The organism is Pedobacter lithocola, from assembly GCF_042650845.1.
Classification (GTDB): Bacteria; Bacteroidota; Bacteroidia; order Sphingobacteriales; family Sphingobacteriaceae; genus Pedobacter; species Pedobacter lithocola.
In genome coordinates this window covers 290515-309303 of the sequence record NZ_JBHSBW010000016.1, presented here as the reverse complement: position 1 = coordinate 309303, position 18789 = coordinate 290515, and the positions used below count along the sequence as shown (strand labels likewise).

Below are 18789 nucleotides of genomic sequence, written 5' to 3'. Positions count from 1 at the left end.
TTACAGGATCAATGAATACCTTTCTTAGGCTATTTAGCCTTTTCTTATTTTTTATTTCTTCTATTAACTCACAGGCGCAAAACTGCCAACTGAAAGTATCTGGCTATGTGCTGAATAGTAAAGATAAAACTCCTTTAACTGGCGCTAGCGTATCCATTAGTAGCTCTGGCACTACGGTGTTGACTGATAGCAATGGATATTTCGCTTTGTCAAACTTATGCCAAGGAAACTACGATATCCATGTTTCAAATGTCGGCTTTGCAGAAAAACATATCGTTTTTACGTTAGGTGCGAACAAAGAGCTACAAGTAGTACTCAATCCTAAAACAACCACACTGAAAAGTGTAGAAGTGAGAGGCACAAAAACAGAAGCTAGACCGTTACAGACCACTAGTCAGCTTACTGGAACTGCCCTAGAGATGACAAAAGGCGTGTCGCTTGGAGAAGCACTTAAAGCAATTGCGGGAGTAAATTCAATTCAAACTGGACCAAATATATCAAAGCCTATCATTCAGGGCCTGTATGGAAACCGTGTCTTAGTTTACAATGCTGGAGTACGGCAAGAAGGTCAGCAATGGGGTAGCGAACATGCACCAGAAGTAGATCCATTTATTGCTAGTCAACTAACTGTGATTAAAGGTGCAGCAAGTGTGATGTATGGTGCCGATGCAATTGGAGGCGTGGTGTTGGTTGAACCTGCACCACTTGGCTACAGAAGCGGATTGGGCGGCAATCTTCATCTTGTAGGGATGAGCAATAGCGGCCTTGGAGCATTTTCGGGTTCTCTTGAGGGTAGCTCTGGAAAAAACAACGAGTTCAGTTGGAGGGCACAGGGAACTGGGCGTATCGCAGGCAACTCGAAAACTGCGAATTATTATTTAAAAAATACAGGTTTAAGGGAGTATAACGGTGCTTTAACATTAGGCTATCGAAAGAATAGTTTTTCGGCAGAATTATATGCGAGTAGTTTCAATACCAAGCTCGGTATATTCAGCGGATCTAATGTGGGCAGCACAGAAGACAGGGACAACGCCATTGGCAGAAATGAGCCGCTCGACATCTATAAATCTGATCTAAACTATACAATAGAAAGGCCTTATCAAGAGGTAAACCATCACATTGCAAAAATCAAGGGTTCATACCGCTTTGAAGACGTAGGCACGATCAGTGTACAGTACAGTTATCAGCAAAACTTCCGAAAAGAATTCGACGTGGTTCGGGGATCAAGTGAAGATACCTACCAGTACCGTTTTGACCTCAGCACACAGGTTGCAGATATTTCCTTTGAGCATAAAAAGCTTTTAGGAATGGTTGGTAAAATTGGAGTGAATGCAATCTACCAACAAAATTTTTATGACGGTGCCTACCTTATCCCCTTTTTTAACAGTTTAAATGGTGCCGCATATTTTATCGAGCGCTACTCATCTGGAAACCTGAGCTTGGAGGCGGGATTTCGCTATGATCACAAGAATATGGATGTTACAAAACGAGTTAATCCGAGGGATAGCAATAGCCCGTTTGAATATCCAGAATTTCGGTTCAGCCAAGTATCAGGAACCGTTGGGGCATCTTATCAGCTTCCGCACGCTTTCAAATTAACATCAACAATAGCAAAAGGCTGGCGCCCACCAGCTATCAATGAACTTTTTATCGAAGGTGTTCATCAGGGCAACGCTTCTTTTGAACGGGGCGACCGATCATTGAAGGAGGAGTCATCTATCAGTTTATCAGCAGGTCTGGTAAGGCAAACTGGGAAATTGACAGGGGAATTTAATGTCTATCGGAACCTGATCGACAACTACATTTATCTTCAGCCGCAACTTGATGCGCAGGGGAAACCAATTTTTGAAATTACCCAGCGAGGGGGTTTCCTTTCTAACAAATTTGTTCAACTTGATGCCAGGTTTACTGGCGCAGACCTATCGTTAGCTTATGAATTGAACAGGCACTTCACGTTTTTAGGAAAATATGCAATGGTTCGGGCATATGATAAAAAGAGCGGGGATCACCTTATTTATATTCCGGCAGATAAGGTTTCTGGCACATTAAGTTATCATCTTTTAGAAACCAAGGGCTTGGGGAAGACAACTTTCGAACTTTCTGCTACGCATGTTTCCAAACAATCAAGAGTTAGAGATAATCAAGACTTTGCACCTGCGCCTAGCGCATACACTTTACTTGATGCCGATATATCCTCTACCCTCAAGGTTAGGGGGAACGAATGGAATATTTCGTTGAGTGTTAACAACGCACTTAATACGGAGTATCGCGATTACCTGAACAGGTTTAGATACTACAGTGCCGACCTAGGTCGAAATATCACATTAAGACTTAAAATACCATTTGGAAATAATAAAAATAGCAACAATTAAACACAAAAATCATGATCAAAAACAAATTAAAACTAGGATTAATTGCCGCAGCGGCAATTGTAATGAGCATTTCAGCTTGTAAAAAAGACAAAGAAGTTCCAGAGCCAGATGAAAACGAGCTGATCACAAAAGTATCTCTCAAGTTTACTAATTCAACTAATGCTAGTGACATTGCTACGGTAACTTGGACAGACCCTGATGGGGATGGTGGTGTTGCCCCAACAATCGGCACACTAAACCTTAAGGCAAATACTTCATATAACTTTGAAGTATCAGAGGTGCTCAATGAAACTGCTGCCCCTGCAGATCGTAATGTTCTGAGTGAAATTACTTCTGAGTCATTCGAGCATTTATGGGTTTACAAGCCAGCGACAGGGTTGAACTTAACACTGGTTAGAACTGACAAGGATAAGAACAATCTGGAAATTGGGATTAAGGGAACTGCTGCTGCAGGAGCTATCTCGTCTGGTTCACTACAGGTTGTATTAAGACATCAGCCAGGCGCGAAAAATGGCACTGAAGCCCCAGGAAGCACAGATTTTTCAGCTGCAATTCCGGTAAGTATAAAATAGATTATAGTATTTAAAAGTCCAGAGGTAATTCTGGACTTTTTTAACTACTTAGATGTAAACTGAAAAACATTCCTATAACCACTAAAAAAATAACCATGAAATTAACAACAATCGCAAGTGTAATTGCTGTATCAACTACATTATTATTTGCAAGTTGTAATAATATAAACGCTGAATTGCAAAAACAATTCAGCGCCGACCACGCTAAACTTGAAGCCGATGAAGCTATTTTGGAAAAAGCGCATGAAAAAATGGAAAGCGAACATGCTGTTTTTGTAACTGAGCACAATGCTATGAAGGAAGCCGACAGCAGTGCTCATAATAAAGTAGAAGCCGAGCATAAAAAATTGCTAGAAAGTCATACCGCTTTAATTGAAAAACATAAAGCCATTATAACGGCACATGAAGCATTAGAAAAAAAACTTGCCGAAGGTAAAACACCTGATGAAGAAATAAAAACGGAGCATAATCAAATGATGAAAGATCATGACATGCTAATGGCTGATCATAAAAAAATTGAATCCGATCATAAAATGATTTTGGAACAGGACAATAAAATCAAAAAAGAAGATAATATGAAGATGTAATTTTTAGGTCTTGTAGCTATTTTAAATGAACTAGAAATAATATTTAAGAGGCTAATAGACTCAGATAATCTTATGCAAAAAAGGGTTGCCAAAAAAATTGGCAACCCTTTTAGTATACAGAAACTAACAACTATCAGACACCAATTCCTTGGCCTTGTCCTTTAGATTTATTTTGAGCTTTATTTCTGCTTTCAGCATATTCTTGTTTAAAGTCCGCTGCTTTTAAAAACTGCTCACGTTTTTCAGGTCGTCCTTCTTTGGTGTAAAGGTTAATCTGACTATAACGTGGCACGGCTTCCAATTGAAGTTTAACAACTTCTCCATTTTTTTCGACAGTAACGGTTGGTCGATTTCCATTGCGAATACTGCCTTCTAAAATTTCACGCTTAACAGGATCTGCCAATTCTTTGATTTCAAACTTATCCAGCACCTTAGAAAGGTCGAATCCGTATGCAGGGTCGGTGTACTGGTTGATCATAAAATTTCCAAAACGATCTTTCGGCACATCAAAATCCAGTTTGATCCAGGCCTTATATTGTTGCCCTGCTTGGCTAACCATATCATCACGATATACCGCACGCCCTTGGATCAAGTTACTTGCCTGTTCGGCAGAAAACCCTTTACCTTTTTCTACATAGATTGTTTGATTAATAGGAGAGGTACGGTAGGTCTGCGCAAACTCTTTCTGTAGATAGTTTACTTTTCCATTTTCCATCGTTGCTAATTTCACAGCATGATTGGCATCCTTACCTACGGCTAAATGACATACTCCATTATGCTCAGTTAGCACCCCTTTTCTTGAATTAAAAAAAGCGATCCCTTCAGAAATATTTGGTAAATCTTTGCTTATTCCCTTATCAGCACCTTCCATCTGCATCAGCACCATTATCTTGTGACCATCTGGAATAGCCTGCCCTTTTTCATGGCAAACCTCAAATTTGTTCAGGTAATAATAATCTGATTGGCTCGATTGCTTAAAGAACAATGTCATATCTACCCTGCCACGAGTAGCCTCCACGGAATCATACAATTTGAAATCAGCCACGTTGGCTTTCATCTTTTCTTCCATCTGCTCAATGAGCTCCTTTTTAAAGCCCAATTTTGCCATCTCCTCGCGGAGGTTTTCTAAATTATTTAAGTTCATAATCAATTTTTTTGGGGGATCGAACATAGCCAAATCACTTAATGCCTGTAACGCTTCCCGTGTCATTAATCTTGTTAAGCACAACCCCAGTGTGCAATTCTGGCGGAAAAGAAAAAACCTCATAAAACTTATTCTTCCAATATCCTTCATCAATGGTTAAGAGGTAATTCTCCAGCCCATTTCCAATACCATATTTAATCAGCAAGCTATCCACCATTTCCCTTACCTGCTTAATTTCATTTTCATCTGCCTCATCCAAGAGAAAAAATTCAAGGTGATCAAATTCTTGGAATACCCCCGCAATCTGATCGTATGCCTTATTTTCATCTAGACGAGAGATAAAATCCATGGGTAGTTCTGATGGGAAATTAATTAACTTCAATAGTTCCTCAATCGGTCTTGTCGGTGTTCCATTATTAAAATGCTGTGGAATTTCAACGGGTCTATGTTTCCATAGCTCATACCCCAAAAGTTCCAATTCACCTTTTTCCCTCGCTTTTATCTCTAAAGAAAGTTTTACCTCACTATCTAAAAAATTTCTGCTAATCACCACTGGAACTTCATCGCCTATAAAGGCTGTAATTTGCTTAGGCAATTCCTCGTCCGAAAGTCCAATTGTTTTTAGGTGTTCTAGCAGTTGCTTCATGCTAAAGCTCCTTGTTTACACGTAGCAAAACTGGAAAATCTCCTTTCAGTCTTACTTTTACTACACGTACCTTTTTAGAGAGCAGAGACCTCGCAGCATCAATACCCGCACCCGCAACTTGACCGCCTATGCCGTCTAATCCATAGATTTGTACGCCTCCGATTGCATCTTCAGCACCCGATCCGGCCACATCACGAAAAACTGCATCTGGTGCATCAATACCCGGCATACCATCGAGCGAATAAACTGAAAGATCGACCGGAATAATTTGATTGCCCAAGCGGATGTTCTTAATATCAAGCAAAAGCCTTTGATTTACAATTCTGCAAAGCCCAAATAGTAAATGACCCTTTGGGATCACTATTCCAGACAACAGAATAGAATCTGTAAGTTTTAATTTTACCGATCCGCCCTGTACTACGTTTTGACTTCCATCAACTAATGCAGTAATGGCTGAAAATTTTTCAGAATGTTGCCCTGAATAAATCTTCCCCAATACTTTTTGCTGCGCCCTAGCTGGATTTTGGATATCTAATATCTTATCCAACACATTGTTCATCTGGTCCATTTCAGGATCTCTTTGCTTTTCATCCTGCATTGATTTCATCAGGAGCTCTAACCTATCTACATCGCTTTTCATCGTACTTGCTCCAGCTTCGAGACCTCTCTTGACCTTCGTTTCTGGCGCACCTACAACCGGAGCATTGATTTCCCTGTTGAGTGCTGCGAGTTTCGAATTGATTTCCATGGTCTTTAAATCGGCATCTCCCAGATTGCCAAGTTTATCAGCTATGGAAGTACCATTTGTATCAATAGAAGTATCTTTACCAGCCTTGGCGTAAAAGCCCATCTTATCTACTGGTTCATCAGCCTTAAAGCTTGCGTCTGGAAGCGTGGTATTGATTCCCTTACTGGCGAGGGCAGCGTTTATTTTTACACCGCTGCCTCCACCCATGGCATAGAATGCCAGTGCCATAAAGGGCATGAACATTAGTGGCACTACCAAAAGGATTTCCCTTTTGTCTCTTGTTTTCTTGTTTGTTTCCATAAAATCTGTTTTTAATTAATAATTGATTATCTAAATAGGCTTAGTATCAGCCAAAGGGAATAGCCTCCAAATGCCAATGCAATAAAGCCAAGCATAATGGCTAACTTTTTCTTTGGTATATCTTTAGCTTTCGTGTTAAGGTTGTCAGCAAGCCTTCGTTGAACTTTTAAAATTTTTGAAGCAATCCTTTGCGCTACAACTTCGACCGAGGGATCATTTTCCCTTTCCTTTTTAAACCATTTCATAAGCTAAGGTTTTAAAATATCCGTGTTTTCTACGGTCTCCCAACGCTGGATCAAAAATCCGTGAGGGTTATTGTCAGATCTTGAAACACTCCTTAAATACCCTTGGGTTACTAAATGACGAACCAAGGTTGAGGTAGATCGGATCAGCTGCTGGGTGGCATAACACTTGAAGTAATAGGGATAAACATCCAAGTTAACATCAATGGAGTCTACCGTGATTTCCTGTGAAATATTGGCGGAAATCAGATTCGTAAAATATCCCTGTTCCTTAAGATTATCATAGGATTTTTTCGCACTTTGGTCAGCTAGGTTCAGTGCCAATAACATATTACGCTGTATAACCTTTTCATCTGGATCCAACGTAAAAAACCAGTGGTGGAACATTTTCACATGGTCTCTTATCTCAACCCCAATGTTATCCTTTCGCTCTGCTGAAATGGCCTCCAATGCTTTCCCATTTGCAAGAATATAAATCCTTTTATTATTGGTCTTTATGATATCAAAACTCTTATAAATGGCAAAGCCAGAGACCAAAATGCAGGCTGCAATCAGAAACAGGCTAAAAGTTTTGATGTGCTTGAAGGCAGTATCTATATTTTTAAATTGTGTAAACATTTTTGTTTTGTTTTTTAGTTAATAAAAAGGAAATGAACAATAATCTACTTGCCCGAAAGTTTGTCCCGCTGATGCGAACTTCCACCATCTGGAAAATAATTGCCGGTAGATTCTGCAGCATAACCTTGCCTCATTTCGCGAACCCCATCGCCAAGGGCATCTGCTGCCATACCCACACCTGCTGATCCTGCGCTCATTCCAGCTGAGGATGTGCCAATGATGATTGAATTTACTTTTTGAACAACCGCATTGCCTCCGCCTGCATGTACCACATAATTTGCAACTGATGGTACGCAGAAGTAGCCCACTATACCAATAACCAGAAAGATGAGGTAAGCTATATCGGTTGAAGAAAAGAAGGTATCACCAGCGGAGTCAATTTGGGAGATATCCAAACGCAGCATGTTTTCCTGAATCTTGCCCAATATGCTGCCATAAATATTGGCGATTGGCAACCAAAGAAAAATATTTACATACCTAGCAATCCAAACCGTTAAGGTTTGTTGAAAACCATCAAAAACTGCAAAGCCGAAAACCAAAGGGCCCAGTATGGCCATTACGATCAACATAAATGTTCGCACCACATTAATGCATAATGCGGCAGAGGCATACAAAACTTCCAGCACCTGGCTCATCCACTTTTTGATCGAATTTTCAAAATTGTACTGCTGCTTTTCCATATAAAAGCTCATGTCATTTGCTATCCCATCTAAAAAGCCTTCATCATCACCATTCGGGTCTTTTGGATGTTTATACTTATACCACTTATCACGGTCGCCATCCCCAGAATCCCCTACATACACCTGCCATTTTTTGGTCTTTTTCATCGCCGCTTCCTTTTGTGCGAGCAAACGCTCGATTGCCTTGTTCGAGTCCTTTACCATGTTCCTAGTGACCGAAACTGTAGGAGAGAGTACTCCATTCATCAAACCAATCACCATAGGGAACATCAATATTGCCAATCCCAAGGCAAATGGACGCAGTAGCGGATAAAAATCAATCGACTCTGCTTGGGCAATTTGCTTCCATACCTTCGAACCAATGTACCAAAGGGCGCCAAAACCTGCCAGCCCTCTTCCTACATCAATAAGCTTGGCACACATCGGCATCATTTCACCGTAAACCTTATCCAAAACGGGTTGCATCCCGTGCAGACTATCAGAAATACCCTGCCCAAAAGTAAGTAATGGCAAAACCGTTCCCATTAGCGCTAGACCAGCGCTCCATAAAATCTTTTTTTTCATAATTTCTAGATTATATCAGTAAAGGCCTTTGAGCTGGGAAATTTCCTTTTTCTGCTGTTTTTTTTGAAGCAAGAGCATATTCGCCTCTGAGTTAAAATTCCGCAGAAACATCAACTTGTCTTGGGTATCTACAAATATCCTATCAATTGCCTTCAGCCGCTCATCATCACTCATTCTTAGCTTACTCGATGTGATGACCATTGTTAAATCTTCGATATTTTGCAGGCTTTGATCAAATAAGTTTTCATATACCCTTGAAAGATAATCCAGCTCATCTACCGAAAAAACATTGGCAGAGGCAAACCCCTTAAATGCACGCTTGTATTCTGTGAGAATATTCTTTTGATAGGAAATGATGTCCGCCACCCTCGCATATTTTTTGACTTCTGGTGATACAGACATCAGTCCATCCAAAAATACCTCATGCAATGAAAAATTGCCCTCGGCAATGTTCTTTACAGATTTGTAGCCATTGGAAACTATTGTGTAACCCTTCTTCATGTCAGTAAGTATATTCTTGAGTTGCGAAAGCTTTTCCACGTTCAATAACAGCTGTGTAGCTTCCTGCGACTGGGCAAAGCAGACATTGCCGCCTAGTAACAATATCAATCCCAAAAAAATTCTAATTCTTTTCATAAAGCCTCCTCATTTTAATGATTTCTGATTTTTCGTTTTTCTGAGCTTTACTTAAACCCTCTACTTCAGCATATAAGCCTAAACTGAACTCGGTTTTTTCGCTCATCGAGCTATGCACTTTCGCAAGTCTAATCAGTCTTTCATCATCGCTCATTTCAACTTTTGATGCAGTTATGATGAGGATCAATTCGTCTAAATCCTTGTTACATTCTGAATGTATCTCAGCGTTAACAGTGCGGAGATAATTAAGATTTGTGTTTCCTATATCCAAAAAAGCCATGTCAGCAAACATTTTTGAAATCTTCACCTGCATAGAAATAATTTCAATCACCCTATAATTTTGTTTGATTACTGGGCTTACCATTTTCAGCGAACCAAAGAAGGCCTCATGTAGTCCAAACTCTCCTGAAGTAAAGCCCTTGATCGTACTAAGACCGTCGGAAACCACATCATATCCTTTTTTCAGATAGCCAGCATACATTTTTAGGTAAGCCAATTGCTTTAGCAAGTATTTTTCCTGCGTTTTTTTCTGCCTGAAAAACTCTGAATAGGTCTGTCCGTAAGAAAGTGAAGTGATAAAAAGCAGAGCCACCATTAATCCAAATACCCTAATTCTCGACCCCATAAAGCTCTTTTAATTTAGCCGCCTCATCTAATGATTTGGCTCGCTGGATTGATAGCAGACTATTTTCCCTATTGAACTTTTTAAGGTCTGACCAATTGCGATCCATCTCATTTGCCGCATCAACGATCATTTCAAGCCTTGCTGCATCACTCATCTGCGTTTTAAATGAATTGACTACCAAAAAAATCTGATCTATATTTTTAACACTCTCTTGCAAGATGCCAGAATAAACCCGTCCCATTTCATCCAGTTCAGCTACCGAGAAATGCCCACTCTTGTTAAAGAGATTCCATGCCCATTTGTATTCATCTACAATATCAAGCTGACTTTGGGTGAGTTCCTTTAGCCGCTTATAATACATGAGTGAAGATTTCACCTTCCAAAGTTCCTCGTAATATTTACTGTAAAGTTCCTTCTGCTTCTGTGTCCAATCCGAAATCTCGGTGAGCTTTAGCTTTGACAACTGGTTTTCCAAAACCTTCTGCGCATTCTGTAGCCAGATGGTTTCATTCTGCAAACGCTGCACCTTCAGGTCCATCGCTTTGATTACTTTTTTTACACCTGCCTTGATCACTTCCAAAACCGCAACTTGCGCATTTGCCCCAGTGGGCAAACTCACAAATATGGTCATGGCGCTTACGGGCAGGATGACCATAAACTTTTTCATAATTTTAAAAATTTTCATAATAATATTTTGTTAATTAATCTTCTTGTATGTCCTTCTACCAATAGAGAGTGAGTTCTTGTCGGGAAAGAAAGAGATAATCTTTCCCTTGCGCGTCTCTGTTAGGCTTTGGGCTTCTGCATTGTAGATCGTTTTCCATACTTCCACCTCATATTCCCGTTTTCCCAGCTTACCCTCTGTAATCAAGTTAAATCCAGTTCTTCGATGGATGACATAATTGTTTCCTTCAATTAGTTCAACTTCTAGCGTGTCATCTGCAATAGAAAACTCGCCTCCAGCGGAATTCACATAGGTGCCTGGGATAAAATCCCTCACCTTATCAGTCGAGCAGCCAAGCATCAAAACAATACCCACGACTAATTTTGCAATTGTACTTTTCATAACATATTATCTAGTTCTGATCTCTTGTGCCAAAACAGCAATTCCCTTTTGGATACTGCCATACTTTCTGGCATATTCGTTTACCTGCACCTTTTCTCGTTCTTCAGTGGTGTAAGCGAGGTATTCTTCTAGCGAAACCTCGGTTCGGTAGACCTTTGAAGATTGACCGCCGATGGAAATAAACACCTCCTTATACTTCCGTTTTTGGTCATTGGCCTTGTTCATCGACAGCACTTGTGCTTTCTCTTTATCGGTCAAGCCAAGCATCTTCTGTATCTGATCAAACTTGTTCTGGTACTTGCTCTGGTCCAATAGAATTTTACAATCTGAGTTATTGATGATTGCCTGTTTTACGATAGGTGACGAAATGATATCCTCCACCTCTTGGGTAACCACTATTGCCTCGCCAAAATGCTTACGAACAGTTTTGAACAAATATTTAATGTATTCTGCCATTCCTTCTTTAGCAATGGCTTTCCACGCTTCTTCCAATAAGATCACCTTTCGTATCCCTTTGAGTTTTCGCATCTTGGAAATGAAGACTTCCATAATGATCAGCGTGATTACAGGGAACAAAATGGGGTGATCTTTCACTTGGTCTAATTCGAAAACAATGAATCTTTCACTCAACAGATCGAGATTTTCAGTTGCATTTAGCAAATAGTCGAACTCGCCACCCCTGTAATATGGATTTAGAACATATAAGAAATTGCCCATATCAAAATCTTTCTCCTTCACCTTGGAGTCTGAAAGTACATCCTGATATTCTGTTTGCAGGAACTCGTAAAAAGTATTGAAACAGGGAAAAATATCACTTCTAGACTCCAGGTGCTCAAAATAAAGCGTTAGGGCATTCGATAATGCCACATACTCAGAGCGCCTAAAATTTTCATCATCCTTTTTCCAAAGCGCAAGCAGTAAAGTTTTAATGCTTTCTTTTTTCTCTGTATCGAGTAAATCACCATCCGCTAAAAAGAAGGGATTGAAGGCTATTGGGCATTCTTCAGAATAAGTGAAATAATACCCATTAACCAAATCGCATAAACCTTTATAGCTGTGGCCAACATCTACCAATACCACATGTGCTCCCTGTTCGTAATAACTTCTGACCATGTGATTGGTAAAGAATGATTTCCCAGAACCTGATGGCCCCAATATAAACTTATTGCGATTGGTCGCTATTCCCATAGAGATGGGTTCATCAGAAATATCTACATGGATTGGTCTTCCAGACAATCTATCTCCCAAGCGAATTCCAAAAGGAGAAACCGAACTTCTGTAATTACTCTCCAGATTGAAAAAGCAGGTTGCCTGTTCCAAAAAAGTATCAAATGTATCATTCATTGGGAAATCGGCCTCATTACCCGGCAGCCCCGCAAACCATATTTGAGCTTGTCCATCGGTTTCCTGTTTGGCAACTGCATCCATCTGTGCCATCGCAGAGGAAACCATATTGCGTAAATCTTTTACCTTATCCCTTTCATCGCTCCAAGCCAGCACGTTAAAATGGGCCTTAACTGGAAGCTTCCCAGAGGCAATCGCCTCATTCAGAAAATCATTTACCGCATCCCGTGAGATTGCATTTTCTCTTGAATATCCAGATAAAGACTGAAGTCTCAATTTTTTTGCCTCTAGGCGTTTTAGGGTCAGGGATGAATCACCTATAAAGACATATTGGTTTAGGATGTGATTACATGGCAAGAGTTGTCCAAGCGGGCTAGCAAAACCTACTGAAAACTTTGTCCTGTCGGTAGAATATTTATCATAATTGATCCTGCTTCCACATAGGGGTGGCAAGTCTTCTACATCAGAAAGCGTGTATAATTCACAATGCTTGTCGCCAATCTTGATTTCTTCACATAGATGTATATCACGGATTACGCTAGCTTGTCCCTCTTTCAAAAGAAAACAATAACGTTCCAATACCCCTGGCGAATTTGCAGTTCCTGCAAGTTCATCATCATTAAGCCGATGAAGCCCCACAAATCCGCTATCTGTTAAGATCCTTTCAAACTGGCCCACTGAATCCAGATAATCACTGTATAGAATTGGGGAAATGGTTTGCGCTGGAACTACTGATTTACGAAGAATATTGCTGTATGCCGAAGAAGATATTTTTCTTCCCGTTGGCTTTTTGGTCAAGAAAATGTAACAGCTATGGTCTAGGCATTCACGTTCGTTAAAAAACCGCTCACTGGATCTAGACAAGAAACTGTCTCCAGCCGACCTAAAATCTGCCTTATAATTACCAGAAACGAACCAATCTTGTTTATGAAATACCGAGTGCTGTGGCAATAATTTGATCGCTTTTATCCATATTTGGTGGTAGGCCTCATAATCACGATCCGAAAGCGTAAAAATTTCTGGTAATGTTACCTTGAAACCAACCGTGATATCTCCCTGCCTAGATAAGATGCAGTTATGCTCAATATTATAAATTGGCAATAAATCTCTAGCCTCTTTCATCATGGCCTCCCTTCAAAGAAATGAACAACCTCCGAGAATTGAACCTTATATACCTTGGGATACCCCGCTTGGCAAAAAATTTCATCAGCCCATGCTCACCGAACTTATGCGAAAGCTTGAATACAGTAAAGAATAGCCCGAAACCAAGTAAAAGAATCACTGGCAGCAATATGAACAACGATGTCCTCATGATATAAAAAGCTGCGAAAAGCACTAGAAGAAAAACTAACCCTACTGCCAGGTAAGCAATATATTGTGCCTTTAGCCCTTTGAATACAATCGGTTTTGAAACTCCCTTATTGATCTTATACACACTTGCCATAACCAATAGATTAAATTCCAAAGAATGATTTCAGCACCGTTGCCACTATCACCAAGAAAATACAGCTCCCGAACCAGGCAGCTGCAACTTTATTGGTGTCTGGCTCGCCCGCATTCCATTTGTTAAAGACCTTAACGGCACCAATTATACCCACAACTGCACCAATTGCATACATCAGATCACAGCCCGTATCAAAGTAACCTTTCACCTTGTTCGTGGCTTCTTGAATTCCAGCATTACCGTCTTGGGCGAAGCAAACGCCGCAAATCAGAACCAGTATCGAGCAAAGTCCAATCGTTACTATTTTAATCTTATATGCTTTTAAATTTTCCATCTTCATATTATTTAATCGTTAATACCATAAATTTTCAAGCTCATCGGCAGTTAAGTGAAATGGTGCATGCTCTGCAATAAATGCATTGATTGCCTTGATATTGGGGTGCGCCCCAATCTTCCCGTAGTCTTCTTTAACCTTTTCGAGCATCTTAAAAAAATCAAGCTTAGAAGCTGCATTTGTTTCCAGCGAACTGAAAATGAGTTTAAGCTCTTGGATTACGTCTGCCACAAGTCCTACCTGTTCGTAACGCTGATCTTCATTGCTAGAAAAAGAAAGCTGACCGATAGGTAGAACTTCAAGACCTTTTGCTGCTGCCGATTTCCCCATTAAATTTTCATCCCCATCTAAATTTTCCTCCTTTTGGATTTTTTCTCCTAAAACATCTACTTCTTTTTCCCACCGATGTGGCAATGATTCACCTGAACCAGATCTTGTCAAAAAAACTTGCATCTCCTTTCGGTAGAAAACCAGTAGTACAAAGACATACCATAAAAAGCTGAGCATGAAAGAAGCAAGTAGAAACTGCCCCCAAGTAAACTGTTGTAACATATTTTATATATTTTTCTAAGGGCTGAATTGCGCTTAGCATGATCAAAGTTGGGTAACCGAGCTTTCTGATTTAGCATATAACCCGAGTTATAACCCTCGAATCCTCTTGCCTTAGACCTATTTTGCCCAAGCTGGTACATAGGCATCTGCATCGTCAATACGCTTATTTACGGCTTGCACCATTTCATCGAGAAAACGAGTTTTGGAAACCGATTTGCGCCTTTTAATTGTTGTAAATCGCCTGAAATAATTGGAAAGATTAACATTGAAAACCTGTTCGAAGACATCCACCATATCAGAAATATCAATGTCTCCATCATTGAACTGTTTGGTTTCAGCAAGGCCGTATAAAAGTTCGATCAGGTTGGTACTATCGCCAGTCCATCGCAATGAACGACCCTTTCTGCTTTTAACTTCCGTCTCTGCCGTGCTTTTTGGACCTTTAATATCTGACAGAATAAGATCTTGCATCATCTCCAGTCCAATGAATTTAGCGAAAAGGTAATCGCCAGCCGTGGCAAATGAATTGTCAAGTTCGGGTATATCAATCCCGAATAATCCGTCTGGCTTTTTACCCCGGAGAAAGTAAACTGAGTCCATTTCGCTCATGTCAAACCTGTAATACTGGTAAATAAACTCATGCTGGCGAAAGAACTTGGAGATATAGTTTAACTGCTGATTATAAAAGTCTGCATAGCCATCAACCAACAACGGTCTTGCAATTTCATAACTGTACCTTTCTGCCGCATATATCAACAGCCCATAAACTTTTGGCTTCCAGACCTTGAAAAATTCAATCTCATCTGCCTCCGAAATAAAGGGGTCTTCCAGAATGGTTGCCTTCATCGTAGCCACACATGAATTCGTTAACGATAGGTAAGATTTTAACTTTTCGATGGGGCTTAAGCCCATCGTTTCTACTTCTTCTAGTTCAACTCTTAGTTTCCCCAATAGTAATTCGCATTTTTTTCTCATAGCTTCAGGTTTTAAGTTTAAAAGAGCGTAGAGTGCGAAATAGACAATTCAAATGTAGTAGGTCATTGATTTTATAGCGTTGATGTAAAACACAAACGAAAAGTAAAAAAGAGGGTAAATCGTACGCCCGAATAATAATATTTAACTTTTATGTTTTGATTCAAATCACATAATGAAATCAATTTTTATACAATATGGCATGAGAAAAGTGCCAAACTTTCTTTTTTTTGAGTTGCGATAAGACTTTGATTAGCATAGTTTTAGTCTACATAAAAAATAAATCGAAAATTCTTTCGTTTTTTAAATAAGGCGTTTTCAAAATCGGTCTAATTTCTCTCTCTTATTTTAGGATTTAGTGATTATGATTTATGGAAAATAGCATAAACTACCCCATTGATTTAATGCAGGTACTCGGTTCCATCACGCCACTTTCTGCTCCATTTCAAGACAGAATAGCTAGCCAAATCTTAACTGAGTCATTTAAGGCCAAGCATATTCTATTACAGCCCGGCGAAACAGCTCGACGTATCTACTACATTAAGGAAGGATTTTTAAGAGCATACAATGTGGATGAAAATGGCAAAGAATGTACTTCTTGGCTAATGGGAGCAAATGACCTTATGATTTCTGTCTACAGCTTTTTTACCCAGAGACCAGCCGATGAGTATATCGAAGTTTTAGCAGATTGCATCCTTCAGTCCATCTCTTACCACCAGCTTCAATCCTATTATGCAGATTTTAGGGAGGGGAATTATATTGGCCGTGTGCTCACCGAGAAATATTACATCCTCAGTGAAGAGCGAAGTATTTTTATGCGTACCAAAACTCCCGAAGAACGCTATAAAATATTGCTCCAACAGCATAGCCAAATTGAACAGTTAACCACTCAAAGCAATATTGCCTCTTACTTGGGTATCACCAGAGAAACTTTAAGCCGTATTAGAGCAAAAATATTAAGACCGCATCTCACTAAATAATTTATCTTCCACTTATACCAAAGTATATGAAAAAGAAAATTCAATTTATTGTCCTGTTTATGTTAACTCTCTCGGCATGTAAAAAGGAAACGGTTGTCGATAAAGAACCCGTACCTGTAAAAGAAAACATTACAATTAGTGAAGCACTAGATTGGCTAAGCGATCAGTCTGACACTTCTGCTTACATCAAGAAGTACCCTATAAGATTAGACGATGCTAAATCTGTTTCTACCAGTAATGGCAATCGGATAGTAATCCCCATACCTGGACAACCAACTTACCAAAACACTAAACAAGGCTATCGGCAGCTTTCTATAGAAAAAGATATAAAAACAAATAAAATTGAAGGGAAATTTCTCGAGATCATCCCCGATGCACTTTATTTCCAGGCAAAACAGAAAGTTGATGTAAGTGATTTCACTGGACGAATTTTTGTTTACAACCTTAATTATAGCTTGGAGAAAGGAGCTATTTTTAAAAATGGAAAACAGATTGGAGAATCACGCCCCTCAACCAAAAGCGAAAAGTTAGCTTTTGCTGAAAACAAAACCCAATTACCATTATTGGCTACTTTCGAACAAAATCGCACATCAGCCAATGGTAAAATAGCTCTGGCCAGGATGATCGAAGCCTGTGTATGGTTGCAAACAAGTTATGTAGATGCCGAAGGAATTTTTACAATCTATGCAGAAAAGTATTGCGAATACTATTATTTAGACGATGGTGGCGGAGGTGGCAATTATAATGATAGTGGAATAAACTATGAAACACCAAGTGGTGGCGGCGGAGGTGGTAGTACAAGCGCTCCTGCACCACCAGCCGCATCTAACATTCCTGGGGAAAACAATAATAATGTTGACCCTAAAAAAATGGTCGAATGCTTCGGTAACGTTCCAAGTACGGGTGCTGCATTTCAAGTAAAGGTTTTAGTGGTTGAGCCAATGCCTGGCACGTTTTTTAATGTTGGCCCAAATAGTTTCGGGCATGTTGCTATACAGTTAACGAAAGTAAATGGGGATAAATCAGTTACTCAAACTCTAGGATTCTATGGATCTGGCTCTGGTTTAGATAAATTAATCTCTCCATCAACTATCAAAGATAATGGCGATATTGAATATAACATGGATGCAAGTTATTTTACAGACGCAGGTAGTTTTCAGAAAATTCTAGACTATGTTTCAAATCCTCCAAAAGATTATCATTTTACAGATTTTAATTGTGCTGCCTTTGTTTACAATGCAGCAAAGGCAGGAAATCTTCCAGTTCCAAACCCAACTACAACATTTGGTTTCGGTGGGCCTGGTGGTGTAGGTTCGGGTATGTCTCCCGCTGGTTGGGGATCTGCCTTGCGATCAGAAATGAAAGCTAATCCTAATTCGCACAACATTAGTGAAGGTGGTGGCACTGCCCCTGCCAGTAAAGGAGAGTGTAAATGATAATCAGAGTTAAGCTTATATTATGGAAAATCAAAAATCAATGATAACAAAAAGGAGAAAAATGATCTTGATTGCTATCGTGGTAGTAGTTGTAATCAGCAATACTCCGCCAATGCAATTTTTCCTTCTCGAAAACTACAGTTACCGAAATGCAGATGGTTCTTTTAAATACACTGAAGAGCCTGGACAGGCATTAGATTTTAAAGTTGGTGAAAAAAGATGGGAGAGGTTTAAAACAGAAAACAGCAATAACCCCAATCAAACGCTATATAGAAACTTCAGGCTTAAACCTTGGCAATTTTGGGAGTGGTGGCAATATATTGCCCATTCGAAAAGGTTTTCCTTACCATATCTTAAAGCGTAAGTCGATAGCTATTGGGCAATGAACATTATTGCTCAATCGGCTTATCGGGGAAAAAATCTTTTATGGAGCATTCAAAAATGATCGCAAGCTTATTCAGATGATTGATGTTGTATTTGTCATCGGTTTTAGCCCTTTCAACGCTTCCTACAAATCTTGGGTTTAGATCCATAGCAACAGATAAAACTGCCTGTGTTAATCCAGCTTTGATTCGTTTTTCTCTTACTTTGTCGATAACATACTGCTCTATCGGACTTAATTTACCCATAACTACAGCTAATTAAAGAACAAATAAAAAATATTAAACGTGCTATGGCACGTTTAATATTTTTTATTATATTTGTTATGAAATAATTAATATGAATTTTAAGAGTCTTGCGGTACCATTCTCAGGCCGTGACGCAGGACAGCAGAGTTTTCCCACAATCTATGTGTAGATTTGTATATTTACAAATCCAGATAGATTTGGGGTCTGCTGTAATTCCGTGTCAACTTAAGGCCTGAGAACTTTACGGTACCACGGTTGGTAGACCCCAAATTTATCAATCCATTAATCAAGGCTCATT

General features: G+C 39.6%; 22 protein-coding genes. 6 read left to right on the top strand and 16 right to left on the bottom strand.

Annotation, left to right across the window (positions count from 1 at the left end; genetic code table 11):
- Nucleotides 1-11 precede the first annotated feature (11 nt).
- The 3 genes from ACFOWA_RS19450 to ACFOWA_RS19440 all read left to right on the top strand — a co-directional run bounded on the left by ACFOWA_RS19450 (nt 12) and on the right by ACFOWA_RS19440 (nt 3531).
- A complete protein-coding gene (locus tag ACFOWA_RS19450; protein WP_378988525.1) occupies nt 12-2372 on the top strand; it encodes a TonB-dependent receptor in 2361 nt (786 codons plus the stop codon).
- Nucleotides 2373-2383: 11 nt separating this feature from the next.
- Entirely contained in the window at nt 2384-2944 is a 561-nt protein-coding gene (locus ACFOWA_RS19445; RefSeq protein ID WP_378988524.1) for a hypothetical protein, read from the top strand.
- Nucleotides 2945-3039: 95 nt separating this feature from the next.
- On the top strand, nt 3040-3531 hold the full coding sequence (locus tag ACFOWA_RS19440) for a hypothetical protein (RefSeq protein ID WP_378988522.1): 492 nt from the start codon (nt 3040-3042) through the stop codon (nt 3529-3531).
- Nucleotides 3532-3664: 133 nt separating this feature from the next.
- On the opposite strand, the gene ACFOWA_RS19435 is transcribed toward ACFOWA_RS19440, so the two are convergent.
- The 15 genes from ACFOWA_RS19435 to ACFOWA_RS19365 all read right to left on the bottom strand — a co-directional run bounded on the left by ACFOWA_RS19435 (nt 3665) and on the right by ACFOWA_RS19365 (nt 15449).
- Nucleotides 3665-4675: a hypothetical protein gene (locus ACFOWA_RS19435; RefSeq protein WP_378988520.1), complete on the bottom strand. Its 1011-nt coding sequence runs from the start codon at nt 4673-4675 to the stop codon at nt 3665-3667.
- A 34-nt stretch (nt 4676-4709) separates the two neighbouring features.
- Complete coding sequence (locus ACFOWA_RS19430) at nt 4710-5321, bottom strand: hypothetical protein (RefSeq protein ID WP_378988518.1); 612 nt, start codon at nt 5319-5321, stop codon at nt 4710-4712.
- Between the two features lies 1 nt (nt 5322).
- Nucleotides 5323-6369, bottom strand: coding sequence for a conjugative transposon protein TraM (gene traM / locus ACFOWA_RS19425; protein WP_378988516.1), 1047 nt, complete (start codon nt 6367-6369; stop codon nt 5323-5325).
- A 26-nt stretch (nt 6370-6395) separates the two neighbouring features.
- Nucleotides 6396-6614 carry a hypothetical protein gene (locus tag ACFOWA_RS19420; protein ID WP_378988514.1) on the bottom strand — a complete coding sequence of 73 codons (219 nt, stop codon included), beginning with the start codon at nt 6612-6614 and terminating at the stop codon, nt 6396-6398.
- 3 nt (nt 6615-6617) lie between these two features.
- Nucleotides 6618-7229, bottom strand: a complete 612-nt coding sequence (traK, locus tag ACFOWA_RS19415) for a conjugative transposon protein TraK (RefSeq protein ID WP_378988512.1) — start codon at nt 7227-7229, stop codon at nt 6618-6620.
- 44 nt (nt 7230-7273) lie between these two features.
- Nucleotides 7274-8473: a conjugative transposon protein TraJ gene (gene traJ, locus ACFOWA_RS19410; protein WP_378988510.1), complete on the bottom strand. Its 1200-nt coding sequence runs from the start codon at nt 8471-8473 to the stop codon at nt 7274-7276.
- A 15-nt stretch (nt 8474-8488) separates the two neighbouring features.
- Nucleotides 8489-9109 carry a TerB family tellurite resistance protein gene (locus tag ACFOWA_RS19405; RefSeq protein ID WP_378988508.1) on the bottom strand — a complete coding sequence of 207 codons (621 nt, stop codon included), beginning with the start codon at nt 9107-9109 and terminating at the stop codon, nt 8489-8491.
- Nucleotides 9096-9734 (bottom strand): hypothetical protein, encoded by a 639-nt coding sequence (locus tag ACFOWA_RS19400; protein ID WP_378988507.1) that lies wholly within the window; start codon nt 9732-9734, stop codon nt 9096-9098. The genes ACFOWA_RS19405 and ACFOWA_RS19400 overlap by 14 nt, the downstream gene beginning before the upstream one ends.
- The gene (locus ACFOWA_RS19395; RefSeq protein WP_378988505.1) at nt 9718-10419 is read right to left on the bottom strand and encodes a conjugal transfer protein TraI; all 702 of its coding nucleotides are present in this window, start codon (nt 10417-10419) and stop codon (nt 9718-9720) included. Before ACFOWA_RS19395 ends, ACFOWA_RS19400 begins: the two co-directional genes overlap by 17 nt.
- Nucleotides 10420-10431: 12 nt before the next feature.
- A complete protein-coding gene (locus tag ACFOWA_RS19390) occupies nt 10432-10800 on the bottom strand; it encodes a hypothetical protein (protein ID WP_378988503.1) in 369 nt (122 codons plus the stop codon).
- Nucleotides 10801-10806: 6 nt separating this feature from the next.
- Nucleotides 10807-13266, bottom strand: a complete 2460-nt coding sequence (locus ACFOWA_RS19385) for a TraG family conjugative transposon ATPase (RefSeq protein WP_378988933.1) — start codon at nt 13264-13266, stop codon at nt 10807-10809.
- Entirely contained in the window at nt 13253-13588 is a 336-nt protein-coding gene (locus tag ACFOWA_RS19380) for a DUF4133 domain-containing protein (RefSeq protein ID WP_378988931.1), read from the bottom strand. The genes ACFOWA_RS19385 and ACFOWA_RS19380 overlap by 14 nt, the downstream gene beginning before the upstream one ends.
- Nucleotides 13589-13598: 10 nt before the next feature.
- Nucleotides 13599-13922: a DUF4134 domain-containing protein gene (locus ACFOWA_RS19375; RefSeq protein ID WP_378988501.1), complete on the bottom strand. Its 324-nt coding sequence runs from the start codon at nt 13920-13922 to the stop codon at nt 13599-13601.
- 18 nt (nt 13923-13940) lie between these two features.
- Nucleotides 13941-14474 (bottom strand): hypothetical protein, encoded by a 534-nt coding sequence (locus ACFOWA_RS19370; protein ID WP_378988499.1) that lies wholly within the window; start codon nt 14472-14474, stop codon nt 13941-13943.
- A gap of 117 nt (nt 14475-14591) precedes the next feature.
- Complete coding sequence (locus ACFOWA_RS19365) at nt 14592-15449, bottom strand: RteC domain-containing protein (protein WP_378988497.1); 858 nt, start codon at nt 15447-15449, stop codon at nt 14592-14594.
- 401 nt (nt 15450-15850) lie between these two features.
- Between ACFOWA_RS19365 and ACFOWA_RS19360 the strand changes: the two genes are divergently transcribed.
- Genes ACFOWA_RS19360 through ACFOWA_RS19350 form a run of 3 tightly spaced genes read left to right on the top strand, consistent with a single transcriptional unit; the run spans nt 15851 to nt 18226 of the window.
- Entirely contained in the window at nt 15851-16426 is a 576-nt protein-coding gene (locus ACFOWA_RS19360) for a Crp/Fnr family transcriptional regulator (RefSeq protein WP_378988495.1), read from the top strand.
- Between the two features lie 26 nt (nt 16427-16452).
- Complete coding sequence (locus ACFOWA_RS19355) at nt 16453-17862, top strand: hypothetical protein (RefSeq protein WP_378988493.1); 1410 nt, start codon at nt 16453-16455, stop codon at nt 17860-17862.
- Between the two features lie 22 nt (nt 17863-17884).
- Nucleotides 17885-18226: a hypothetical protein gene (locus ACFOWA_RS19350; protein WP_378988491.1), complete on the top strand. Its 342-nt coding sequence runs from the start codon at nt 17885-17887 to the stop codon at nt 18224-18226.
- A 25-nt stretch (nt 18227-18251) separates the two neighbouring features.
- On the opposite strand, the gene ACFOWA_RS19345 is transcribed toward ACFOWA_RS19350, so the two are convergent.
- On the bottom strand, nt 18252-18491 hold the full coding sequence (locus ACFOWA_RS19345; protein ID WP_378988490.1) for a helix-turn-helix domain-containing protein: 240 nt from the start codon (nt 18489-18491) through the stop codon (nt 18252-18254).
- Nucleotides 18492-18789 lie beyond the last annotated feature (298 nt).

Coding starts and splice junctions, on each gene's coding strand:
- ACFOWA_RS19450 (WP_378988525.1), top strand. CDS start 12: ATGAATACCTTTCTTAGGCTATTTAGCCTTTTCTTATTTTTTATTTCT.
- ACFOWA_RS19445 (WP_378988524.1), top strand. CDS start 2,384: ATGATCAAAAACAAATTAAAACTAGGATTAATTGCCGCAGCGGCAATT.
- ACFOWA_RS19440 (WP_378988522.1), top strand. CDS start 3,040: ATGAAATTAACAACAATCGCAAGTGTAATTGCTGTATCAACTACATTA.
- ACFOWA_RS19435 (WP_378988520.1), bottom strand. CDS start 4,675: ATGAACTTAAATAATTTAGAAAACCTCCGCGAGGAGATGGCAAAATTG.
- ACFOWA_RS19430 (WP_378988518.1), bottom strand. CDS start 5,321: ATGAAGCAACTGCTAGAACACCTAAAAACAATTGGACTTTCGGACGAG.
- traM (WP_378988516.1), bottom strand. CDS start 6,369: ATGGAAACAAACAAGAAAACAAGAGACAAAAGGGAAATCCTTTTGGTA.
- ACFOWA_RS19420 (WP_378988514.1), bottom strand. CDS start 6,614: ATGAAATGGTTTAAAAAGGAAAGGGAAAATGATCCCTCGGTCGAAGTT.
- traK (WP_378988512.1), bottom strand. CDS start 7,229: ATGTTTACACAATTTAAAAATATAGATACTGCCTTCAAGCACATCAAA.
- traJ (WP_378988510.1), bottom strand. CDS start 8,473: ATGAAAAAAAAGATTTTATGGAGCGCTGGTCTAGCGCTAATGGGAACG.
- ACFOWA_RS19405 (WP_378988508.1), bottom strand. CDS start 9,109: ATGAAAAGAATTAGAATTTTTTTGGGATTGATATTGTTACTAGGCGGC.
- ACFOWA_RS19400 (WP_378988507.1), bottom strand. CDS start 9,734: ATGGGGTCGAGAATTAGGGTATTTGGATTAATGGTGGCTCTGCTTTTT.
- ACFOWA_RS19395 (WP_378988505.1), bottom strand. CDS start 10,419: ATGAAAATTTTTAAAATTATGAAAAAGTTTATGGTCATCCTGCCCGTA.
- ACFOWA_RS19390 (WP_378988503.1), bottom strand. CDS start 10,800: ATGAAAAGTACAATTGCAAAATTAGTCGTGGGTATTGTTTTGATGCTT.
- ACFOWA_RS19385 (WP_378988933.1), bottom strand. CDS start 13,266: ATGAAAGAGGCTAGAGATTTATTGCCAATTTATAATATTGAGCATAAC.
- ACFOWA_RS19380 (WP_378988931.1), bottom strand. CDS start 13,588: ATGGCAAGTGTGTATAAGATCAATAAGGGAGTTTCAAAACCGATTGTA.
- ACFOWA_RS19375 (WP_378988501.1), bottom strand. CDS start 13,922: ATGGAAAATTTAAAAGCATATAAGATTAAAATAGTAACGATTGGACTT.
- ACFOWA_RS19370 (WP_378988499.1), bottom strand. CDS start 14,474: ATGTTACAACAGTTTACTTGGGGGCAGTTTCTACTTGCTTCTTTCATG.
- ACFOWA_RS19365 (WP_378988497.1), bottom strand. CDS start 15,449: ATGAGAAAAAAATGCGAATTACTATTGGGGAAACTAAGAGTTGAACTA.
- ACFOWA_RS19360 (WP_378988495.1), top strand. CDS start 15,851: ATGCAGGTACTCGGTTCCATCACGCCACTTTCTGCTCCATTTCAAGAC.
- ACFOWA_RS19355 (WP_378988493.1), top strand. CDS start 16,453: ATGAAAAAGAAAATTCAATTTATTGTCCTGTTTATGTTAACTCTCTCG.
- ACFOWA_RS19350 (WP_378988491.1), top strand. CDS start 17,885: ATGGAAAATCAAAAATCAATGATAACAAAAAGGAGAAAAATGATCTTG.
- ACFOWA_RS19345 (WP_378988490.1), bottom strand. CDS start 18,491: ATGGGTAAATTAAGTCCGATAGAGCAGTATGTTATCGACAAAGTAAGA.